The sequence below is a fragment of the Pseudoalteromonas porphyrae genome, from assembly GCF_001298125.1.
GTDB lineage: Bacteria > Pseudomonadota > Gammaproteobacteria > Enterobacterales > Alteromonadaceae > Pseudoalteromonas > Pseudoalteromonas neustonica.
This window is the reverse complement of the sequence record NZ_LHPH01000004.1, coordinates 227872-251474: the sequence shown is the minus strand read 5'-3', so window position 1 is coordinate 251474 and position 23603 is coordinate 227872. Positions and strand designations below refer to the sequence as shown.

Sequence of the window (23603 nt, the reverse complement as noted above, 5' to 3'; positions counted from 1 at the left end):
AACGCAAAGGTGTATAAAATAAAGACGACCAGCCATCTAGCTTATTTACTAAACCTACTTTGATCCGTAACGTGAATTTAAGCTCACTGTATGCCATCAAAAGTAGTTTTTATGTAAAGGTATGATACAGTGATTGTACATAAATTATTGACAGACTAGCTATGAAAAGGTCCCTGTTATTTTTATCTTTTATCATTATTTTTTCGGTAGTTAGCATTCAATTATTAGTGATCCCTCATTTTGAAAGTAACGTGAGGTACCCAACTGAAAAATGGGCATTAGAGTTTTTAACCTCAGGCTCTACGGATCTTCTTGCTCAACAATTACAATCCATACCTAAACACCAGAGAATAGCTTACTTACAAACCATACAGGCCAATTTTGGCTTTGAACTTACTTTACAAGACTATCAACAAAATGATTTTTCAAGTGAGCAGCAATCTTGGCTCGCAGAGGATAAAATTTGGGGTGATCCGCAAGCAGATTTAGCTTATCGAAAAATAGATAACGAGCAGCTGTTAGTGATTGTAAAACCTAATACGGTACCTAAGCATCTGGTCAACGAGGCACAACGTTGGATGATGGGCTCTTTTTACTTACTAAGCAATATTTTAGCGAAACACCCACAGCACAATTGGCCGTCGATAATTGATTCGCTCAGTGATAATTTTTCATACCCCGTTGCACTAATGACATTGAGTGAATTAACTTACACAAAGCAACAAATAGCCCAATTGAAAACAGGGGCTATTGTGACCATATCCACTGCGGATTCTAATTTTATTGGCTATCCCGCTGACATTGCCGTACAGCGAATCAAAAATAGCGATAAAGTAATTGTACTTGGCCCTTTTAGCCCTCAACTAAAGGGCAAAGTGGTGTACATGTTAAGTATCTTTTATTTTATATTCGGCTTTTTTCTGCTTATACCAATTATAATATGGTTAATTCCTGGCTGGCGCTCTATGTTATCGCTCAATAAAGTGGCGATATTACTTGGACAAGGTAAATTTGATGCTCGCGCTAAGCTAATTCGTTTTAGCCATCTAAACCATTTATCCAAAACGTTTAATACCATGGCCGAAAAAATACAACGTCTTATCTCTTCTCATAAAACCCTGATAAATGCTGTATCACATGAATTGCGAACTCCCATCGCACGCATTGAATTCAATATTGAATTACTTAGAAATAGTACAGCCAATAACTATCAACTTGGGCAACTAGAGCGGATTGAATTATCTTTGAATGAACTGAATTCATTAGTGTCAGAAATGCTTACACATGCTCGATTTGAGCGTGAAATACCGACACTTACATTTGCAGCCGTTGAACTTAATCATTGGATAAAACAAGAGTTATTATGTTGGCAAGAGGCCAATCCAGATATTGACATTGTCTTACTTGAACAAGGCATTTGCCATGCAATGATTGATACGTTTTATATGAGCCGCGCATTAAGTAATTTAATGCGCAATGCCATCGCGTATGGAAGAAACCGTATCCAAGTGAGCTATAAAAAAACCGTGAAAGGCTGGCTTATTTGTGTTGCGGATAACGGTGATGGTATTCCTTTATCCAATGCTGAGAAGGTATTTGAACCATTCTATCGAGAAGATCAAAGTCGTAATTTGCAAGTCGGTGGCACCGGGCTAGGCCTTGCAATCGTTAAACAAATTTTAGGTTGGCATGAAGGAAGCGCGAGTGTTGAGCCATCAAGCTTAGGTGGTGCGTGTTTCATGCTAAATTGGCCAGCCAAACGCATACATCAAGAATCCACATAGAGAATAATAAATGAAAACAAAAATTTTAGTGGTAGAAGATGATTTACCGCTTGCTGAGTCAATTCAAGAGTATTTAACGATTGAAGGCTATCAGGTTGAAATAGAATCAAATGGCGAGCATGCGGTCTCCCGTATTCTTCAGTGGCAGCCAGCTCTGGTGCTGCTTGACGTTATGTTACCGAACAAGGATGGCTTAACGGTATGCCGCGAAGTAAGGCAGTCATACAGCGGCTATATTTTGATGTTTACTGCACGAGAAGAAGAAATTGATCAGGTTGTAGGGCTTGAAATTGGTGCCGACGATTATTTACTAAAGCCGGTGAAACCTCGCTTACTACTGGCAAAAATTAAAGCTTTTTTAAGACGTGGACATCCCACAGATCCACTCGCCATAAAGCCACAAACGAAAGAGTCTATAACGTTTGGGCAATTAATCATTAATACACATAACCGGACAGTCTCTTTAGCAACGCAACATATCCAGCTCACAGACGGCGAATATGACCTACTGCTACTACTTGCTAAAAATGCAGGAGTTATTCTTTCACGTAGTGACATTGTTGAACAAATAAAAGGTTATCACTATGATGGTATTGAACGTGGTGTTGATAATCATATTAGTCAGATACGCAAGAAGCTCGGTGACAATGCGCGTAATCCAATAAAAATTAAGACTATCCGTTCCAAAGGCTACTTATTTGTGGTTAGTGCATGGTAGTTATGGGTGGATATGGCGCTATACCCTAAATATAGAAGTAGCGCCTTTGAGAGACTTTAACTTTGAATAATACATCTTTCTCAGCAACTACTTCACGCTAACCAGATAAGTTTTAATCTAAGGTTATTCTTGAGCCATTACACGTTTACCATTGCTATCGACAACGAGTAAATATGATGCACCAAAATTACCCCCACATAAATCGATAGCCTGATTGGCAACTTTTAGGCCATTAGCGCAGTTACTAACCGCTAAAAACTCTGTGACACGGCCCTTTTTTGTAATTAATACTTTTTTATCATCAATTGAAACATCATACTCACCGTAGGCAAATAAACGTACATTAAATACATCGGCAGTATTGCTTTGTTTTTTATCAATCACAGACAAAGCCCGTTCACCTGAAGATTGCCAAGCAATAACCCATAAATCATCATTATTACTCAAGGTTGTATTTATGCGTTCCTCTTTATTCGCATTGATACTGTCTTTAACCCCCAAGTTAATCATATTATTAATTACTTTATAACTGTAGTTATAGCGACTACCCACAGCATTGGCCTCCACATCGCCCGAAGCGATATTATCACTATCAAATAAACCGCTATAGCCGGTGCTAATACTCCTTTTTTTGACATGAAAGTCAGCCATATAATCCAATGAATTTATAAAAGACATATTTACTTGATGGGTTAATTTATCATCTAATTCATCCGTGCTTTCACCACATCCACTTAAAGCAGCTGTCACACCAAACAACAGTGCAATACTAAATCCTTTATTACTGGTGCTCATAATAATCTCCATAATGTTTAATTTATCAACGCTAAAAATCGCACTAAACGCTTTTATTACTTTAATAATTTTTTATTAATCAATTACTAAGCATTACATTTCGAATAGCGAAATTGACTGAAAAAATGTTAGCATATTCTTTATGAGACATCTCTCAGCGCTTGTCGGACATTGTCAGGAATTGTCTGTTGATAATGAGCTTTTAGCTTAATGATGACCTTGCGTTATATACCCAAGCCACCTCAAGATGCCGTTTCAGTTGGAGTTAAAAGCAATTTAGGCAAGGCATTGATTGCAAATAATGGTTGTTCCCTTGTTAAAATCATTCCCTTATAAAAGTAATGCAGTATAAATTGCTTTAAACCAACCCTTGGGCGTTTCACAGGCGCTTACTCTCATCGTTGTTACTTCTTAAAAGGGACTGCCATTGTTGCAAAGTAACGCCTTGATATTAAGCCCTGTGAAACGCTGAAGTCTGCATCTTGAGGTGGCTTGGGTATAGTCAGCTGACATGGCTAATAAATACCCGTTCTAAAAGCTGTGTGTATATTTGCTCAATTTTTAGTAAGTCATTAATAGGCACATGCTCGTTCACTTGGTGGATGGTATTATTTCTTACCCCGCATTCAATCACTTGGGTATAATCATTAGCAAAAAACCGCCCATCAGAAGTTCCGCCACTGGTACTTAATAAAGGATAACTGCCTGTCACATTAAAAATAGCTTGTTCAACTTGAGTCAATAAGCAGCGGCGCGTTTGATGACTAGTATAAAAAGGCTCACACGGACGCTCCCATTCCACACTCAGCAAAGCTTGTAGATCGCCTAACGCGAATTGAATTTCATTTTTTATATCACTGCTTTTATAACCATGGCTATAACGAATATTAAATGTCATTTCACACCGTGCTGGCACCATGTTATCAACAACATTAGCAATATTAATCCCTGTTACTTGCAAGCTCGTATGTGAACTTGGCTCGTCACGCTGCCACGTTATACCAGCCAAACGCTTGATTACTTCTGCACTTAAATGGGCTGCATTTATGGTGTTTTCTGGATAAGCAACATGCCCTGCTTTGCCGTTGATCACTAACCGCGCAGACAGTGCACCTCGACGGCCATTTTTGATTGTATCACCAACATGCAAATGACTGGTTGGCTCACCGACAATGCAGCCGTCAAGTTTGATACCTTGTTGCGCTAAACGCTCTGCAATCAGTAGTGAACCATATTCCGCCTCTCCTTCTTCATCAGAGGTGATCAGCCAGTAAAAAGTACCTTCTTTTGCAGCTGCGTTAGCCAGTAACGTACGACTAGCACATAACATGGCGGCAACGCCTCCTTTCATATCAGCAGCGCCGCGGCCATAAATAGCGCCATCAATAATAGCACCTGAAAATGGTTCTGCTCGCCACTGCTCACTTGTCGCGGGTACAACATCAATGTGCCCAGAGAATGCAACTAAAGGCCCATCTCCAAACTCTATTTTTGCTATAAGATTTGTTACGCCTTTATAGGTAAATTGATCGCACGTAAATCCTAAATTCGAAAGTTGATCATTTAGCCAGTCTATGGCGCCAGCTTGATTTGGGGTCACCGATTTAAATTTAATAAGCGTGCGTAGCCAGTCAACAACTTTAGGCTGCGCGTGTATTTGTAATGATGGGGTTCGTGCTAAAAACATATCAACACACAAAATGCAGTAAAGGTAGCTTTATTACAACCGTGTTTTATGACTGGGATATGTCAGTTTATAGAAATAAACATGACTGATTTATAAAACGAATAGAACACGCCTCAAGTCAATCATTATTATGATAAAGGCATCTAAACATTAATCTAAATCAAACAATCTTTTTAGATCCAATAATCTGCTTATAAACATTGATCTAGAACAGTTTCTTATTTCGAATTTACTTGATAATAGCCCCAATTCAAAAAAAGTAGTTCTCGGAGAACAGCATGAAAAAACAACTTAGCGCAGCGTTATTCACCTCTCTTTTAATCGCGTCTCCTTTTGCCAGTGCAGATTTTAGCGTAAACGTAGGTGCTATAAACGTAAATCCTGATAATAGCAGCTCAGCAATCAATGAAGACTCAACTCTTGGTCTAAAAGGTGACTCTGATACACAGCTTGGTATTACTATTGATTATGCATTTAATGATAACTGGGTTTTAGAGTTAGTTGCTGCAACACCTTTCTCTCATGATGTTGACGGTACAGGTGGTTTAGCAGGCAATAAAATTGCTAATATTAAGCATTTACCACCATCACTTATTGCTCAATATCACTTTTTAGACAGTGCATCTGCATTTCGCCCATTCGTAGGTGTTGGTGTTAACTATACGGTATTTTTCGACGAGCAACCTTCAGCGGCACTTAAATCAGTACTTGGCACTGACGATGTTCAAGTGAAGTTAGATGATTCATTCGGCTTTGTAGCACAAGCAGGTGTTAACTACATGTTTAATCAAAGCTGGGGATTGCATGCAATGGTATCTGTAATGGATATTGAGACTGATGCAACTGTCTACGCAAAAGGCGCACAGGCACTTACTTCAACCGTTAAAATTGACCCGGTTGTTGCAATGTTAGGTGTTAAGTATAAGTTTTAAATTTGTAGATACTAAAAATATACTTTAAAAAGGCCTTTCGGCCTTTTTTGTTTTTTCGTATTAAAATCAGCGAGACAAGTTAGTTACTTTTTTCTGTTCAAGCATTTCCTTCCAATGCATTATTTCTGGGGGCAAAATAGGTGCTACGCCATCAAACCCCGCAACCTCTAACATCTCTTCAACGCTAACAACGCCTTTTTTACGCTTAAACACCCCTCTAACATATGCAATAGCATGAAGGCCACGATCAGAGTGAAACTTCTGTTCTATGTAGAAATATTTATGGTCCCAACCAACTAGTCGCGTACTCACTGTATAACGCTGCATTGGCTTGATATCACGAATATAAGTAATCGCAGTTGCATTGACGATGGGAAACCAGCGTTTTTTTAATATCGGCCCCAATAACCCCACTCTTTCAGTCATCCATGTTCGCGCCAAATCCATCATGGCTAAGTAACGAGAGTTTGTCAGGTGCAAATTAATATCACAATCAGTCGGTAACGCTTTGTAATCAATATCAACTGTATCTAATAGCGGCTGATAAACACGATTACGTTTGATTTTAAAAAAAAGTAATAAAAGACGAAAATAGAGGTTCACAATTAAAGGTCTAACCAGTTAATAATACAACCGAGTGTAGCACAGCATCTTGCAATGGAGAATATTCTGCTCTAATCTCAAAGTTCACTATTTTTAAAAAGTACGCATCATTATGATTAAACCTGTCTTTTACTTAGGTGTTTTATTCACACTTTGTAGCAGCTATGCATGGGCTGATTTTGATTATCCGGGAGAAGGAAAGGTTAGCTACCCTACTGGTGTAGAAAAACCGTTTAAATTCGGCTTTGGTTGGCAAAAAAACAATGAGCAATTTACCATTGGAACTAAAAGTTACAATATGCAATTACCAGAATCATATTCCATTGCTATAACGCTTTCTAAAGATGAGCAGCAAATCTGGGTGCAAGAATTTAACAATGGTTTTATTGAAGGGTTTAACTGGAAAATAGGCGAGCACACTTTAGCACTTGAAAAACGTCAGTTTAAAGATCCTGTCAAAGGAAATTATGTGATTAGTTTAGATAATAAAAATTACTTTTTTGCTCGTAACAATATCAGCATAATGATTAAATTTAGCGAAGAAGGGATTGAGACAATCGCTATTGATGGCGTCACTAAAGATATGGGCACTAAACAATAGTACCCATAAATAATTGCAAACTTACACTTTTACTGTTTTACGGTTAATACCATAATCACGTAATTTATTCGCAACAGCTGTGTGGCTTAAACCTAACCGTTTAGCTAGTTGACGTGAACTTGGGTAAGCTGGGTAAAGTTTACGTAATAACGTTGCTTCAAAGCGCTTTACCGCTTGATCTAAAGAGCCTTCAAAATCAGACTCTAAATAGCCCAAGTCATGTGTAAATGTGGGTAACTGAAGATGCTCTACACGTAGTTCATTGTCATCTAATAATGATACCGCGCGGTAAATCGCATTTTCGAGCTGACGCACATTACCCGGCCATGGGTAATCTTGCAAGAACGCTAAGCACTCAGCCGATAGTTCAGGTATAGCATGGCCATTTTGCTGTGCATATTTTTGAATAAAGTGCTCAGCCAATGGACCTACATCAGCCCTACGGTCTCTCAGTGGCGCTATTTCAAGTGTCAGGACGTTAATTCGATAATATAAATCTTCTCTAAACGTTCCCTCTTGCACCATTGCTGGTAAATCTTTCTGCGTCGCGGCAATAATGCGAACATTCACTTTCACTTCGTTCTCATCGCCTACTTTTCGAAATGTACCATCTTGTAAAAAGCGTAATAGTTTGGTTTGTAATTGCGTAGACATTTCGCCCACTTCATCCAAAAATACCGTACCACCATCCGCTTGTTCAAGCACACCACGTTTTGGTGCAGCATTTTCTTCGTAACCTGCATAGCCAAATAATTCAGATTCTGCTACATCATCAGGTAATGAAGCACATGACAATGCAATGAACGGCTTGACTGAACGATTTGACGCATAATGGCATGCACGCGCAAGCAGCTCTTTACCAGTACCTGTTTCACCGGTAATTAAAATAGGCGCTTCCAATTGTGCCATTTTACGTGCTTCACGCACAACTCGTCGCATTGCGGTACTAAAATTATGAATGGTTGCAAAACTCTCTTGTCCATAACGACGAAATGCGCTGACTTGCTGTCCCAACCGACTCTGTGATTTGATGTTGATTACAGCGCCCGCCAATACATCGCCTTCAGCACCTTGCGGCACTGCTATTGGTAAAATGTCAGCAATAAAATCTTCACCTGCAACTTCAACACGTGTTGTTTGGCCTAAAACTTCTTTCCCTTCCAGCCAGCGTGTAAAATTAAAGCCTTTTAATAGATTATTAATATTCGAGCCGAGAATCTCTTTTTCACTCAGCTGTAAGTCTTTACATGCGGCATCATTGCATAACCTAACCCAGCCTTTAGCATCAATAGATATAACGCCATCAGGTAACGCACGCAATAAAGTATTAAGTTCGTTATGCTCACGTTCAGAAGGTAAAAAAGCAGTAGTTCGAACATCTTTAACACCATCAATCAATCGTATTGATGGCATAATTTTTTGGAACTGTTCAAACTCAATCGGGGGGAAACTGACGTACATACGACAGTTCACTGAATCAACTTCAATACCTTTCAAATCAACTTGATAATTGACCAAAATATTAAGTATTTCTTGAGCAATACCGATGCGGTCTGCACAATGAATATCTAAACGCATTATATCCTCAAAAAAAGAGACATTTATATATCACGGATAATACGCGAACTCCTCTAGAGAGGATAGTCAATTGTAAAGATATTTGGACAAGGCTGAAATAAATAATCTAAACATGGCCGTTATTGAATAATAAATACTATAATTTAGGATTGAACAAATTAAAAAATATCAAATGTTTGGCTGGTTGCTAATACAACTATACATTCCGTATAATGAAAACGTGCTAGACAATGTAACTAGAGTGATAATGAGGTCAGTTTGAAATTAAATATATCCAAATATCTTGTGCTACTGTTAACGATCAATATCGCTGGCTGTAAAGTCGAAGATCCTTACGACGCAGGAGAAACACAAGCTCAACAAACTGAAAGTCAAAAAAGAGCCGAGCATTTAAAGCAAACATTTACAGGCTCAATGACTGTTAAGAATGAGCAAGGGCAAATTTTAAGTGATATTACAGTGAACTTTGCTAGCCAGAATTATCAAACTGACGCTAATGGACAATTCACTTACAACGAAATTGCTTTTGGTAACCACCGACTAGTAGTAAGCGACTCAGGGTATTTCCCACTCGCTGCAACAATCACAGTTACAAAAAACGGTAACAACCAAGACATTACCTTAAGTAGCAAGAGTAGTAATACTGTTAGCTTACTGTTTGCTGGTGACACTATGTTTGGGCGTCGTTTCCTCGATCCATCACTTGCAACTATGACAGCTAACATTCCCGATATTGAGGGTGCCCTTATCCGTCCAGCGACAGCTGCTGAAAATGCACAGTCTCTAACACAGTTTGTGGGCTCTTTTTTCCAAGCTGCCGACTTCACATCTGTTAATTTAGAGTCACCAGTGACAGCATCACCTGAAACACCTCATCCAACAAAAGAATTTAGCTTCTTTTCTCTTCCTGAGACCCTTGCAGGAATAAAATCAATCGGCGTAGATTATGTCGCATTAGGGAATAACCATGTCTATGACTTTTTAGATGATGGCCTTAACGATACGCTAACTGAAGTCGCTAATGCAGGGATTGCCAACAGTGGCGCGGGCAACGATATACAAAGTGCCTATCAACCTGAGTATATGGATGTAGGCACCGTTAAACTGGGGCTTTTTTCAGCGACATCGATTACAGGTAAAGAACATGCTATTACCTACGTTACTGACGAAACCAAAGGCGGTGCAGCCGATTTAACAGAATCAGAATTGGTTGAAATGTACCTTGATGAAGCTGCTAATAATAGCGATTATGTAATAGCCCAAATGCACGGGGGCGATGAATATAGCTATGAACCAAGCAACTATATAAAAAGTCGATTTAACTTATTGTCAAAGCAAAAAACTAATTTGATTATTGCTCATCACCCGCATATCGCCCAAGGATTTTCTGTGTTCAATGGTGTCCCCGCCATTCTTGGTCTTGGTAACTTTGTCTTTGACCAAGATAGGTTAGATACCTTATTAGGTGTGGCTGTATTAGTACATGTTAACAAAGATTCATCGCCAATGACTGAGCGTGCATATGCATACCCTATTTATGTGGAGGGGTATCAACCTAAATTCATTAATGGCTTTTTAAGCGATTATTTATTACGCCGCTTAGCCGAATTTTCAGACGATAACATCACACTTATCCCAAGAGATGGCTATGCAGACGTATACTTTGCAAAAAACCAGGCCAGCAGCTCTTCACATACTCAAACAGTCACAATTGCAGCAAATCAATCAATTATTGACCTACGTGATTATGCCCCATCCAGCAAATCATTCTTAACTAAGATTGAACTTATATCTGGTGCAGCCCCTTCAAATATTAGATTTGGTCGCGATGTTATGGTTTTCGGTGATTTTGAAGATTGGGACAATGACGATGAGCAATTGGAAGTTGCACGCTGGGATCATACTGGTGATAGTGTGACACCTTGTATTAGCCAAGCAAGAAATGGCCAGCAAGGCTTGTGTTCATCACGCACTCAGTTTGACAATACACCTTCTATTATTCCTTTTCGCCAAACAATCCGTGCAATGGAGTTACCAAATCTAGAAAATGAAATGAGCGTGTTTAAGGATTTTAGTTTATTTGGTTATAGCAAAGCAGATAATGCAGGCAAGCTCGATGCTAAGTTAGTAATTACAACAGCTGAAGATGGTCTAGAGTTTTCAACACAATATATAAGCATTCAGCCAGCGGGTAGCCACACTTGGCAAGCGTTTAATTATGATTTTACACTCCCATCGGATGATTTAACATTAGGACCAGAAAAGTTACCTGCAAGAGGAATAAAAGTCACTTTTAACCACTACCCTCCTGAAAAAGATGAAGCTAATCTAGCGCTTGATGATGTTACCATGATTTCTTGGCAAACCAAGCTTGAGTTAACAGAGGGGGTTTGGCAAACTGATAGGATGCATGGTTTTGATTTTATAAACTTAAATTCAAATGCCCCACTCACTTTTAAGCTCACTTTCAGTACGCTTGACTAATTTTACTACTCTAGGATTTATAGTGGCTTTTAAACAACAATTTTTTCTATTAAAGAACCAACGAACATTCTGGCTAATTTTAAGTTTATTTATTATTGTAATAGTAGCAAATACATTATCATTGTTTCATTCAGCCAATGCTTTTTTTTACAGTAACTTAGCACAGCTAACGCACAGCCAAAAAAGTAATGTCGTTATTATAGAAAGTGAGCATTTGAGCCGTGATCATAATGTTTTAGTTGAGCAACTATTAACATATAATCCAAAAGCTGTTGTTGTGCTCGCAAATGAGCAGTTAAGCTACTTTAAGTCTGAAGGACAAGGACCTGAACAAAAGGTATTTTATCCTCACCCTAATAACGCATATTGTCTGCCAGCTATTTCTGATTGGTCAGGCTATAACGTTGAATTAGTAGCTATGTCTAAAAGTTTATGCAAACCTGTGTGGCCAGCATTATTTAGTGATCTTGATTTAGACAATAATTTACTAATAAATTTTTCGTTATCTCCTTCGGCTTTACCTAAGTTTACAGCAACACGCTTGATGACTATGGATATAATGGCAAGCCAGTTAGAAGAGAAGGTTGTGATTATTGGCCAAAAAAATGTGGGATTAGGGGTAACGCTTAATGCGCCAAAACTACAACACTCATCTAATTATTTATTACTAACTGCTTATATTGCAGATACGCTAAATAAGAACAATGCTGTGGTCATGCTTTCGAAACTACAAAGTACATTTTTGTTACTAGCCATTGCGTTTTTACTTTTATTTGCATTTCAAAAGCTCTCAATAAATTACAGCATATTTTTAGTTTTAACCCTTATAGCTAGTTGGTTTACTCTTGGCTATTTCACATTGATTCTACAACAACTATTTTTACCTGTTGGTCAAATGAGCATCCTTACTCTGTTTTCTCTACTGTGGGTGATTTTGGTCAGGAAACTAAACGAAGATAGTCAATTAATCAGCCTGATAGGTAATATTCAGCAAAAGATGGCTGGCCGTTATCTGCCAAAATCATTTACCTTACAAAGTAGCCCATGGGATGCCATTATCCGCTTGGTCAATCAACAACTCGCATTAAACAAATCTATATTTCTGGCCCGCAAAGAAGGTGACCATAGACTAAGCGAAATTAGAGCGGTGAACTGTCAGTTAAGCGATATTAAAGAAATGCGCCGAGACTATAAGCGAGAGCCCTACTCTGAAGCCTTAAAAGCATTTGGCGTAATCCCTATCGACAGACCTTTTTTTGAAAACATTGAAGACGGTGAAGTCCAATATATTGTGCCATTAATTTATGCTGGTGATGTACGTGGTTTTTGGGCTATGACTGTAACCCCAGATGAAAATTTTAATCAGCAAGCATTTGAAAAAAATGTAAACGCGTTCGCAGCTCAAATTGGCGAGTTACTATTTCATTATCGTATTTTTGAATCGCAAACAGATGCAAATAATAGCGCGCTTTCTCAGTTATTAACTTTGCGCCTTAAAGAACCTTTAAGCCAACAAGTAAAAGTATCAATTGCCGAGATGGAGCAAAAGCTAACGACTTTAGAACATGTTTTCAACAACATACGCTCAGCGACGGTATTGTTTAACTTGTTTGGCCAAGTAGTACAAATAAACCAATCATTAGAAAAACTAGCAACAAAACATCAGTTTTCAATATTTGAAATGACCGCTCTGGATTTATTATGTTTAGTGACAGATCTTGACCTTGAAGCTGCTAAAGGGAAACTGCGTTTTATTACATTACAAAAAGGTGACATCTATCTCGAGGCACACATTGATAATAAAACGTATATTTTAAATGTTAGAGCAATGGATTCAGCCAATGTGCAAAGTGCATCTGGGGAACCTTTTCAAGTGTCTGGCATTTTGTTTGAATTTATCGATCTTGCCTTTTTCATAGAAAAAATGCCCAACAGTAAACAATTATGTGACTCGATAAATGAACAACAAAAGTGTTATATGCAAAGTTTAGCGGAGCAAACTAACTAGTGGGCGATTTTATTTTACAGCTCTTTCCTGCTGGTGGCGGACTTGGTCAGTCAGTAATTACCACTGTTTGGATTGGTATTACTGTTGTTTGTTTTCTAAATTTACGATTTGGCTTTCCCTTAACGGGCTTAGTAGTACCAGGTTATTTAGTTCCATTACTGATCGTCAGCCCCACCTCTGCAGCCGTAATTTTAATTGAAGCCATCGTTGTATATGGCATTATGCTATTTTTTGCTAAATACATCATGGAACGCTTTGGCTATGCTGAAATGTTCGGTCGAGATCGATTTTTTGCCATCATACTCATAAGTATTCTTGTACGTGTTGTCATGGATACGTTATTTTGGCCACTTATCGCAGGTGTATTGAGCGGCTGGGATATTACCTTTGATTACTCTTCACAGCTCTATTCCCTTGGTTTAGTTATTATTGCGCTAACAGCGAATGTAATGTGGAATGGCGGCTTTAAATATGGCATGAAGGTCACTATTGTCCAACTTGTAATTACCTTCTTATTGGTGCGTTTTGCATTAATGCCAATGACTAACTTTAGTATTGCCAACTTGGCGATTATGTATGAGGCCGTAGCGGCGTCAATTATAGCAGCGCCTAAAGCCTATATCATATTGGTCATTACAGCCTTTATCGCCTCTCGCGCCAATATTAAATATGGCTGGGAATTCAATGGCATAATGCTTCCTGCATTACTTGCATTGCAATTAATGCAGCCAACAAAATTACTCACCTCATTTGCTGAAACCGCCATTATTTTGATTATTGGCGCATCTCTATTGAATTTTACTCGCTTGCGTAATGCCAATATAGAAGGTGCTCGTTTACTGTTGTTTTTCTTCAATATTGGATTTATTTATAAACTACTTCTAAATTATTTCTTAGTTCATTATTACCCCGAAGTAAAAGTAACAGATGCGTTTGCCTTTGGTTATATGCTCTCAACCTTATTAGCGCTTAAAATATATCAAAAGAGCGCCTTAGGATTAGTGATCCGCGCAACTTTTCAAACCTCTATAATAGGGGGAGCACTTGCAATTGTGATTGGGTTCATCATCATGTTTGTCCCTTCATTATTTGTAGATACAGGTATTAAAGAACTTTCTGCAAATCAAAAGATAAGCACTTTAAACCAACAAATTAGTGAATATAAGAGCTACTTATACACAGAAAATAAGGGGCCAATCGAAATAAGTAGCTATCAAGCAAGTCAAAATAAAACCAAGTTTAAACAAGCTATTTATGAAATAAATAAAGCACCAGACTCATCTGAAAACTTAGCTAAAGTAGAGCAAATGCTCGCTAAGCTAGATTTTCAACTGCAGTTTGATGAAAAGTATATATATATCCGCGATGCCCGAAAAACATCACAAAGAGGTTTATTCGTCATCTCCCGACAGCCAAAATCTGGCTTTATTGTGACGGTCCCCTTCCCGACATCTGAAAGCTTAGCAAGTGATTCTGCTGGCCTTATTTTTTCTCATTTCAGCAGTAGCGCATTAGTCTTTGGTACAAGTTCAACACCTAGTGCTGAACTTTCACATAACAATGAGCAAAGCCCCTACTATCTTGCCTTTATTGAGGCTATGGATATAGAACAACTGTTTCAAGTGCGAGAAGTAAATGCAAGAACAAGCCGCCTGTTAGCAAAAACAACCATAGGTGCAACAAGCCAATATTGGATTTACAACCAACTGCCAAGTTCTTTAAGTCAGCGCTTAATTCAACAACTACTAGGGTACGAGGAAACATTCTTTGGACAAGCAACAAGCACTTCGTTGCCTCAAAATGGCTTTGACGGTCAATTGTTTGAAGCCTTTCTTAACAGTGATAATTACACAACATTATTGTCTAACATCTCTCGCGATAATGAGCTCGATGCAGAAAATGCAATTAACTACTCGGAGCAATCTCTCACTGACGTTGTTGATTTTAATTCACACTATATTACAGCTAAAGGTAGTGGCGACTATCTCCCTCTGTCGGTTAACCAAGCTGCACTTTGGGAGTTTGAAATTCTTCGTCCTTTGTACCGTATTAAAGTAGATTTAGCGGGTCAAAATATTGATGAGGACACCATTAACCAACTAAACCAAATTAATGCCACGACTAGGTTGCTAGGTTATGAGCTTACACTTCTTACCAATCAGCAAGGGCGTTTTTTAGTCATCGCGCCGCAGCCGAACAGCCCCGCGACTAAGCATGGTCAAGGGTTTTACATATTAAACCTAAACAATAGCGAGCAATTAAATATTGCAGTCCCGCGACCTATTTTTGAAAGTAATACACTTAAATTTGCGGCGCAATTATTTGCCAACAGTAAAGCCGAACATCTACTAATAGCCGGTGCGCACCCTTACGCTCATCCAAAAGCAAATGTTTTAGCGCCAAATAATGTTGATTCATTATTTAATGTAGTGCATCAGAGTTATTTACGATTTGCTGCTAATGACGTTATATTGAATTTACAGTTAAGAAGTCACAGCGCACCATCTTGGATAAGACCAACTGCGCTGGCCTTTCAATTTACACATTCAAATGGGACTCATCAAAATCTACTTAATACGCTTGATACTAATTTAAAAAATCTTGCTGTAAGCTATCAAGTAGTACATGGTCAAACTGTTACTCGAGGTTTAGAGCTCGGCACTTCGCCACAATCAGGGTATCAGCTATTTGCTCCAAATAGTGAGCTTGCAACCCTATGGTTAGCTTCTGACTTTAAGCAACAATTTTCTGTGAATCAACAAAGTTTAGTCCAGCGTTTATTAGCTATTTCTAACGAGCCAACAGTAAAAGTGATGAACATAACAACACTATCACCCACTGATTGGAAAACGTTAACACCTCAGTTAAAAAATGATTTCACTCATACTATCCAGCGTTATTCCAGCTCACAAAACTTAACGGTGTTAGCACAAATGTGTGCTCAATTAACAAGCTGCCAACTTCAAACGATTGAGTTTGAAGGGCGTAAAGAATACGCATTAGCAATTAAACAACAAGGTAAGTTATTGGCCATCTTCAACCCAGTTACAAATAGATTAACTGACCAAAAACGTTTTAACACTATGATGAGTGAGGGTGCGTATGCAATATATTAAGCAACTCTTAAAATTACTTATCTTGCTTCCTCTTTTAGTTGGTATTGGGTTTTCTGGATTTAGTTTATATATTTGGTTAGGCTCAGCAGAGCCAACAAGTGTTCGCTCTGAAGATGAAACTCGTTCGAATGTGCAATGGTTAAGTAGCGATAAAGCGCTTGTTTTTTCTTTTTCACCATCAAGAACACATTCGATTAGAGTCTTATCAAATGCTATTTTTGCACAACAGTTAAGTCTTGATAAACCAGTAAATTACGCAATTGAATATGCGTTTATTGATCAACAAAAGCAGGTTATCAGTTCACATATTTATCATCATGCATCAAAGCTCACTCCGTTAGAAAATGAGTTTCAAGTAAAACAAATAATTGAAGATCGCCAAGCCCTTACCGTTGCATCAGGACAGTCATTTTACATTAGCCCTGAGCAGCTTAAAAATGTTGCAGCCATTTCCCTAAAGCTTATCCCTGAAGATACTCAGGTGATGGGAGTGGTTGTTCGAGTACATGCTAAAACACTTAATGACAATCAAGATAAGAACAGTACGTGGCTTAAATTACCTTTAGAACGAAGAGAGCGCGCCACAGAATATCACAGCATTGGTGCCAATGCGTTATCCATGAAAGAGATATCAAATGCCGTTACTTACTCATGGCTTAAGCTTGCCCCACAAGGGATACCTAGCATTGATTTCAAGTCAGATATTTTATACGAAACATTACCGTACAATGTTGTAACTTATGATTTCTCGAGCCAGCAATTAAATTTAGGTGACTATTATACCGACGCATCTTTGTGCGCAAGTATTACCTTAGGTGAACCTGATACCCTGCATTTCACAAAAAGTGCAGCCATTACTCCTATCCTAACGTGGTACGACTTAAATCAGTATTTACCACCAAAACGAGTGGTCGTTGAACAAGGTGCTAATAAACCACTCTCTTTTACAACTGAACCACTGGCTGCTGGTCTAGTTACTATTTGTAGCCAAGAACCGCTATTAACTACTTGGTCACTTGTCTCTCAACAAGAGTTGACGACAGCACAAGATAGCTATTATTTGATAAGCGAACCAATGAGCGCACGCTACGATGTTGAACCTAACAGCGATCTAGCAATTGAATTAAGATCAGCAACACGCAACGCAGTTACAGTTTCTGTGCTTGATCAGTCGAACCAAGTTATTGATGACTTCGAAGTGTACTATGATGGTGGAATATCTGCATTCGATCGAGTAATTTTAGACAGCACACAACGCCAGCAAGTAGCACAAGCTAAAACCTTTTACTTACGTGTTGGGAAAAATGCTGCAGCTATCAAAATAAACTCAAAGCATGACGCATTAGTGAGAATAAAATCTCGTAATAGCCTGTTTAACTATCAACGTACGGTATGTCATTTGAATTGTTTTGAAGATGAGACGTTTCATAACATAGCGGCTTGGTATGAACAACAAGCAAGTAATCACTATATATTTAGTGAAAAAGAGATGCTGGTAAATATTCGTGTGTTTGCAGCTCCACCTGAAATAGAACAAAAAGACACCTTTTATCAATCTAGTGATCTTTCAAAACAACTTAGTTTATCAAATGTTGCTCTTGTATATAGTCCTGATAAATACTTTTTGGAGCCAACAGAGCCATCTCAATTTCACTTTGCAAAAATGAATAACAAACAACTAATTCAAAAATCAACCAATATAAAAAGTACAACACCGGCAAGTATTATTTATCAACTAAACAAAAATACAGCGAAAGAAATTGATTTAAAAGACACAGATTTTGAGCAATTAGCACGCGTTGAAGACAGCTCAAAAACCATTTATCAAAACTGGCAAGGCGAGCGTCCTTGGATAAAACAAAGGTTATATAAATTAACTGCCAATAAAGCGGTTACTTTAAACTACCCCACATTACGCCCGAAAAGTGTTGTGGTTAAAATTTATAGTAACAAAGAAAATGACGATGTCGTTTTGAATTTATCACAGCACGCAAAATATTTTAGTGGTCTAAAAGAAGAATATAGCATTGCTAAAAAGCGCTACAGATTACTACCAAGTAGCTTAAGTGAGGCCTTTTTAATACACCCAAAAGATAGCCGTCTATATTCATACCCAGCCATTACAAATCAAATTACGGCGGATATACAAGCAATACACAGCATTCGAGTCACTACAGATAAAGATGTTTGGGTTGCTGTCTTAGAAGAATACTCTAAGGAAGAAGTAAAAGTCAGGTGGTGGAATGATGACTCTTTATAATACCCTATTCCCATTCGTCACACTTCTGGCTATGAGCTTTTCAACATACGCCAAAGAAGCTGATAATTATGCTAGTTTAAAAAAACAACTTAGTACTTGGTTAGCAAGTTCGAATGTAGTTTATGCTGATTTTACTATCACTCAGCCCGTTACTATCACTACTAATGATAAACAGGCGGCAGGAGGGGAAGTAAAATTCAAAGCATCTGGCAAGCAATGTGTTGCCTATGCTCCGCACCGTTTTTATGATATCCATACTTATCGTATTGCACTGGCACTTTTTGAACACTGCCAAGTTTTTTTAGCAAATACAGTTCACAGGAACACACTTAATTTGAAAGGTCAGAAAACAGATTTGGGGAAGTATCGCTACAGTACAACAAATGCATTTATTGATGTTTATAGCCAAACAGTAGACACATTTACTATTTACCAAATTCATGGTTTTGATGCCGCCAAACGACGCACTAAAGAAGCTCTCAATGCTGATGTGATAATCAGTAGAGGAAATAAGTACCCTAACGATAAAATTAAACAAATGAGCCAATGCTTAGTACAAAAGCTGCACTTGAATAGCGTTATTTATCCTATTGAAGTGAAAGAGTTAGGGGGCACTAAAAACATATTAAATACTGTAGCGCCACGCAACAGTCATTTTTTTCATATTGAGCTAAGCAATACATTGCGCGCTCGCCTTATAAAACAGCCAACTTTAATGAGTCAATTTAACACATGCATTACGCTATAGTTGCTTTAATCTCTAGTTTGTTATTGATGGTTAGCTCATTAAGCTTAGCCAGCAATGATAATATTTTAAAATCCCCATATTGGTTGAACGTTCAGCCTAAGTTATTGCTCGCTCAACAACAGCAGAATATGTATTTCGAGGCCAAACAGAGCCATTATTTATGGCTTGAAAAAGGTCAATGGCTCGAACTTGAAAATGATACATTTAGCTCATTTATTTATAGTTCTGGCACAAGTCAAATAGCACAGCAAAGACTTAACCAACGACGCGATTTTATTTGTGAACAAGATAAATGTCAGTTACCAAGCACCTCGTATAATCGCGTAATAAAAATATCAAATCACCTTGATGACGCTGAATACCTGTCAGTCATGGTCGGTGAAAAAAATAGACATAAAGATAGCTTTCGTCGTGCAATAAAACTGCCAAGGCAAGCAACTCGTTTGCGTTACGGCCAAAATGTCGAACACTATTACCATTTTAAAGCCGGAGATACCGTAAAGCTGTTTTTTCAAAACGCAAAAAAACTAAAAATAACTGTTCGAAAAGACCTATTAAATAAAGATATTAACGGTAAAGTATATGCTTATATTAATGACCAGCCGGCTGCTATCGTCGGCGTTTTAGCTAGTCGTGCAAGTGAGTTTCACAAGCCACACATTGGGTTAGCTAACACCGAATACCTCGCCGTGGGTAAAGGTGAATATTTAACACTAAAAAGCGAAACTGACGCATATATTAAACTTGAGCAGAACCATCGCGCTATATACGACGACCTTGCTATGGATAAACAACAAGAGGCGTTATTTCAACCATACTGGGTTAATAATCTAAACAATACGCTAACACAAATTTATCAGCAGCGTGATCTATCACTTCTCGACCCGCAAGTTTATCGCCATAGTGACTTATTGGCTCAACGTCGTTATCTAGATCTACTCAAAACAATCAGTACATCTGACTACCTACTCCCACTATCAAATGAAAGTGATAGTTTCACAAGTTACTTTAAACACTTTGATAGTCTAAGCGGCGTACGCTTAGTTGACGATATTGGCTACCCAATTTTAACCGAAGAGTATGCACAAGTTCATCAACTGGCACATCAAAAACACTTTTTCTCTCTCGATGCAAAACAACGAGTGAAGCAAACTATTACTTTCCATGCAAGAAGTGAAGTTGATACCCAACTGTTAGTGAAAAGTGGTAACCAACAATGGCAGTTAAATTTATTAAAAAGTGAGAACTTTGCAACTTTTGAATTAAATATACCACTGACAGCATCTGGCATCAGTATTCAAAATTTGCAGCAGCAAAGACACCCTATTGAGTATGTGTTACAAAGCGATAGATTGTTAGATTTACCAAATAACGAACTACTGTATGCACAGCCTGGTCTGCTAACAACAAAAAGTAAGATTATAGACTCTTTAATAAAGCAGCAGCTAACGCAAGCAGGAGACGAATTTTTATCAACACTAGTTCCTTATAACCCTGTACTTGAGCCTAATAGCTTTACATCATTTGATTCGATGCATTGGCAGCACCAGCTTGGAGAAGCGCAGTATTTAGCCAAAACAGATCCACTGCAAGCACTACTAGTTACTAAAAAATTAGTCTCAGTCCCTAGCGTTGAAATTGCAATTAAAGCATGGCAATTACGCATTACTATATTGATCAAGCAAGGTAGAAGCATTTTAGCTAAAAGTTACCTTGAGGGCCTATTTAAAAGCAGTGATAAACCAGCATTAAAATACTATGCCGGTGGCGAACTCCTTAAACAATACCAAGCGTTAGGGCAAGATTATAAACTACAAGGTTTATGCGCTAATGCACTCACTGAACTACCTGCATGTCGTAACATAACCATTGATTTAGCTATCAAGCAGCAAAAGAACTTATTTGCATTATGGCTCAGCCATGACTTAACGGCCGATGATGAATTAAACAGTAGCTTTAAACGTCTTAACTGGCGTGATTACAATAACACGCAAACACAGCAACAACTTATTTATGGCGTTGAGCATAGTGGACAGCAAACATTAACGAGTTCTGCAGCTATATTCCAAGCTTTTACGGTTACCCGCACGCAAGGAATAACATTTAAAGCTGTAAATCAGCCAATGACAATTGCATTGCGAGCTCGAAGTGAAAGTGTTCAAAATGGGCAATATAAAATGAGCTGGTTATACACCAGTCAGGGTAAGCAGCAGTCTTTATTGCCTATATTTTCTGACGTTAGTTCTACCACCGCTTTAAAAAACAGCGGTGAATTATTATCTATCGCCTCAGAAAGTTTACTCACTCTAAAGGTTGGTGAATCGATCAGGTTAACCAGTGATCACCCTACGTTTGTCACTTACAAAGTAATTCCTGCGCCGTTAGTAAATAGCTTTAACTATCAAAACATGGCAACCCCTCACTATTGGCAGACACCATTTATGTCATTGCTGTATGACTCTAGTGTGGATTTAAAGAGCCTTTTAAATAATACGTTATTCAAATTAGCTGAAAAAACATTAAGCATAAACGAGTTCACACAAGTGCTCGCCAAAGTACATGCTTTGAGTTTGCCTGTCGAACTGGAGTCTTTATATTCACGAGTACAAAGCTACGGTGAGTGGGAAGCCGTACCTGAATATGAGGATTTTGCAGGTACGCAACTAATCGCTGTAGACTCATTAAGTCAAGCAAGTTATAGCGACCAGCTTGCTCGTGCAAGTAGTCAAGAAGGATTTAATAATGGCTTAGTGCTGCGTCCTTTACATAGTATGTATATAGATTTAAGCCAGACACGCTCGCAACAACTTAGACTAAACTTTAACTTTTCGTCGGCAGAGTTATCTCAAGGTAATATTGCTAACGTGGCGCTAAACTTAGGTGATTCAGAAAAAACATGGTCTGTGCAACCCGATAAAATCACTTCTTTTGGCTTTAATAAATCAGAGTTAAATGACAGTGTGATCTCATTACGCTGGCTCAACCCTTACCTTTCACAAATTATGACAGTAAATGCACAAGAGTACCGTGATAATACATGGCAGGATCTCCCGCTTGCAAACAACCTGTTGTTTTATACCGTATTGCCTGATGCACATTTGATAGCGAAATTACCTGCAGATAGGCTAGTTAAGCTTGAGCAAATGCAGTTAAACATTGGTGAGGAACAAGTTGCTCAGCGTACCGAGCGTACATTTTTCCATCCTGCTGGGAAAGTTGAAGTGAGTACTGATAAGCTCAAATACGTCCGTCTTTATACATGGCAGCTGAGTAAAAGCAATCATAAAATATCGAATTATAAAGCGCCGACAAAAGTTGAAAAACAGTCGATTGTTTATCAACTGCCTGAGTCTGAAAAATCGCTACAAACTGAAGTCGCACGTTTTTCTCCAGATGATCTTAGTTGGCAGGCTTTTATAAATTATGATCGCCGCGGTATATTTGAATCCAGTGAAGATATAGCAACGCAAAATAACATTGATGTTGGCGCGCGTTTTCGTTTAATCAGCGATGAGAATTGGTATCGTCTCGATCTAAGTTACTCAATAAGCGAAAGCGATAAAGATACCATAGCAGTTGATATGTATCACTCTTGGCAAGATCATGACAGCCCTTGGTACGTCGATAGCGCATTAAAAACGCGGTGGCAGCCATCAACACAAGGGGCTGATAGCCAATATAGTGTCAGTACCTCTGTACAGGTTGGTCAAATTTGGCGCATAGATGAAAGTCATCGTCATCAATGGCAAGTAAGCCCCTTTTATAACTATAGCAGTGCAAATATAGATGATTTATTACTTGATCCAACTCTAAGCTCTGATATTTATAGTTTCTATCGCGAAGATCACCCATACGGTTGGCGTGGTGAATATCAATACCGTTATCAGCCATGGGTTGACAGCTATTTTAACTTCTTAGCGGGTAGCACATCTAATTCTGATTGGACCAGCCTAGACAGCTTGCGCTTTGGGACATCGTGGACTCAATACTATCAAGGTCATATTTTTCAAGCAGGACTTACCAGTTATTATAAATTTGCTGATAAACACAGACCAAATAATACCTGGCAATACATCACGAGTCTTGGCTGGCGTAAACAGGTTCCACTTGGAAGCCTATCACAAGGTTGGGTTAAATTACGTTGGGATCAAGACTGGTTTAGAAATGACCATAATATCAGTTTAGAATTTTCTACGGGTAACCTTGATAGCACTGGTTTTGAGGTTTTCTCTCATGACGAAATTATTTTTGAGTCGCTGCAACTCAATCACTTTTTAGAGCAAAATTAA

Annotated in this window: 14 protein-coding genes; 10 read left to right on the top strand and 4 right to left on the bottom strand. The window is 38.4% G+C overall.

Annotated elements, in window-relative coordinates; all coding sequences use genetic code 11:
- Positions 1-161: 161 nt before the first annotated feature.
- Positions 162-1784 (top strand): ATP-binding protein, encoded by a 1623-nt coding sequence (locus tag ADS77_RS05420; RefSeq protein ID WP_054453308.1) that lies wholly within the window; start codon positions 162-164, stop codon positions 1782-1784.
- Positions 1785-1794: 10 nt separating this feature from the next.
- Positions 1795-2502, top strand: a complete 708-nt coding sequence (locus ADS77_RS05415) for a response regulator transcription factor (protein WP_054205127.1) — start codon at positions 1795-1797, stop codon at positions 2500-2502.
- 123 nt (positions 2503-2625) lie between these two features.
- On the opposite strand, the gene ADS77_RS05410 is transcribed toward ADS77_RS05415, so the two are convergent.
- Together ADS77_RS05410 and dapE are read right to left on the bottom strand one after the other, a co-directional pair.
- Positions 2626-3297, bottom strand: a complete 672-nt coding sequence (locus ADS77_RS05410) for a hypothetical protein (RefSeq protein ID WP_054205126.1) — start codon at positions 3295-3297, stop codon at positions 2626-2628.
- 502 nt (positions 3298-3799) lie between these two features.
- On the bottom strand, positions 3800-4984 hold the full coding sequence (gene dapE, locus ADS77_RS05405; protein WP_054453306.1) for a succinyl-diaminopimelate desuccinylase: 1185 nt from the start codon (positions 4982-4984) through the stop codon (positions 3800-3802).
- Positions 4985-5262: 278 nt separating this feature from the next.
- On the opposite strand from dapE, the gene ADS77_RS05400 reads away from it, so the two are divergent.
- Entirely contained in the window at positions 5263-5916 is a 654-nt protein-coding gene (locus tag ADS77_RS05400) for an OmpW/AlkL family protein (RefSeq protein WP_054205124.1), read from the top strand.
- Between the two features lie 66 nt (positions 5917-5982).
- Here the strand turns inward: ADS77_RS05400 and ADS77_RS05395 are convergent, their stop codons facing one another.
- Complete coding sequence (locus ADS77_RS05395) at positions 5983-6519, bottom strand: thioesterase family protein (protein ID WP_054453304.1); 537 nt, start codon at positions 6517-6519, stop codon at positions 5983-5985.
- 112 nt (positions 6520-6631) lie between these two features.
- Here ADS77_RS05395 and ADS77_RS05390 point away from each other — a divergent pair, with 112 nt between their 5' ends.
- A complete protein-coding gene (locus ADS77_RS05390; protein WP_054205122.1) occupies positions 6632-7120 on the top strand; it encodes a hypothetical protein in 489 nt (162 codons plus the stop codon).
- Positions 7121-7141: 21 nt separating this feature from the next.
- Here ADS77_RS05390 and tyrR read toward each other — a convergent pair whose 3' ends face one another.
- The gene (gene tyrR / locus ADS77_RS05385; protein ID WP_054205121.1) at positions 7142-8698 is read right to left on the bottom strand and encodes a transcriptional regulator TyrR; all 1557 of its coding nucleotides are present in this window, start codon (positions 8696-8698) and stop codon (positions 7142-7144) included.
- Between the two features lie 258 nt (positions 8699-8956).
- Between tyrR and ADS77_RS05380 the strand changes: the two genes are divergently transcribed.
- From ADS77_RS05380 to ADS77_RS05355, 6 genes are read left to right on the top strand one after another with little or no spacing between them, the layout of a single operon-like run.
- The gene (locus tag ADS77_RS05380) at positions 8957-11182 is read left to right on the top strand and encodes a CapA family protein (protein ID WP_054453302.1); all 2226 of its coding nucleotides are present in this window, start codon (positions 8957-8959) and stop codon (positions 11180-11182) included.
- Positions 11183-11204: 22 nt separating this feature from the next.
- Entirely contained in the window at positions 11205-13190 is a 1986-nt protein-coding gene (locus ADS77_RS05375; RefSeq protein ID WP_054205119.1) for a hypothetical protein, read from the top strand.
- Positions 13190-16306, top strand: coding sequence for a poly-gamma-glutamate biosynthesis protein PgsC/CapC (locus ADS77_RS05370; RefSeq protein ID WP_054205118.1), 3117 nt, complete (start codon positions 13190-13192; stop codon positions 16304-16306). The genes ADS77_RS05375 and ADS77_RS05370 overlap by 1 nt, the downstream gene beginning before the upstream one ends.
- Positions 16293-18566, top strand: coding sequence for a hypothetical protein (locus ADS77_RS05365; protein ID WP_054453300.1), 2274 nt, complete (start codon positions 16293-16295; stop codon positions 18564-18566). The genes ADS77_RS05370 and ADS77_RS05365 overlap by 14 nt, the downstream gene beginning before the upstream one ends.
- A complete protein-coding gene (locus tag ADS77_RS05360) occupies positions 18550-19314 on the top strand; it encodes a hypothetical protein (protein WP_054453298.1) in 765 nt (254 codons plus the stop codon). Before ADS77_RS05365 ends, ADS77_RS05360 begins: the two co-directional genes overlap by 17 nt.
- Positions 19299-23603, top strand: coding sequence for a hypothetical protein (locus ADS77_RS05355; protein WP_054453297.1), 4305 nt, complete (start codon positions 19299-19301; stop codon positions 23601-23603). Before ADS77_RS05360 ends, ADS77_RS05355 begins: the two co-directional genes overlap by 16 nt.

Bases quoted from the DNA above. Each gene is read 5' to 3' on its own strand.
- ADS77_RS05390 (WP_054205122.1), top strand. From the start codon at position 6,632: ATGATTAAACCTGTCTTTTACTTAGGTGTTTTATTCACACTTTGTAGC.
- dapE (WP_054453306.1), bottom strand. From the start codon at position 4,984: ATGTTTTTAGCACGAACCCCATCATTACAAATACACGCGCAGCCTAAA.
- tyrR (WP_054205121.1), bottom strand. From the start codon at position 8,698: ATGCGTTTAGATATTCATTGTGCAGACCGCATCGGTATTGCTCAAGAA.
- ADS77_RS05415 (WP_054205127.1), top strand. From the start codon at position 1,795: ATGAAAACAAAAATTTTAGTGGTAGAAGATGATTTACCGCTTGCTGAG.
- ADS77_RS05420 (WP_054453308.1), top strand. From the start codon at position 162: ATGAAAAGGTCCCTGTTATTTTTATCTTTTATCATTATTTTTTCGGTA.
- ADS77_RS05355 (WP_054453297.1), top strand. From the start codon at position 19,299: ATGCATTACGCTATAGTTGCTTTAATCTCTAGTTTGTTATTGATGGTT.
- ADS77_RS05360 (WP_054453298.1), top strand. From the start codon at position 18,550: ATGATGACTCTTTATAATACCCTATTCCCATTCGTCACACTTCTGGCT.
- ADS77_RS05365 (WP_054453300.1), top strand. From the start codon at position 16,293: ATGCAATATATTAAGCAACTCTTAAAATTACTTATCTTGCTTCCTCTT.
- ADS77_RS05410 (WP_054205126.1), bottom strand. From the start codon at position 3,297: ATGAGCACCAGTAATAAAGGATTTAGTATTGCACTGTTGTTTGGTGTG.
- ADS77_RS05400 (WP_054205124.1), top strand. From the start codon at position 5,263: ATGAAAAAACAACTTAGCGCAGCGTTATTCACCTCTCTTTTAATCGCG.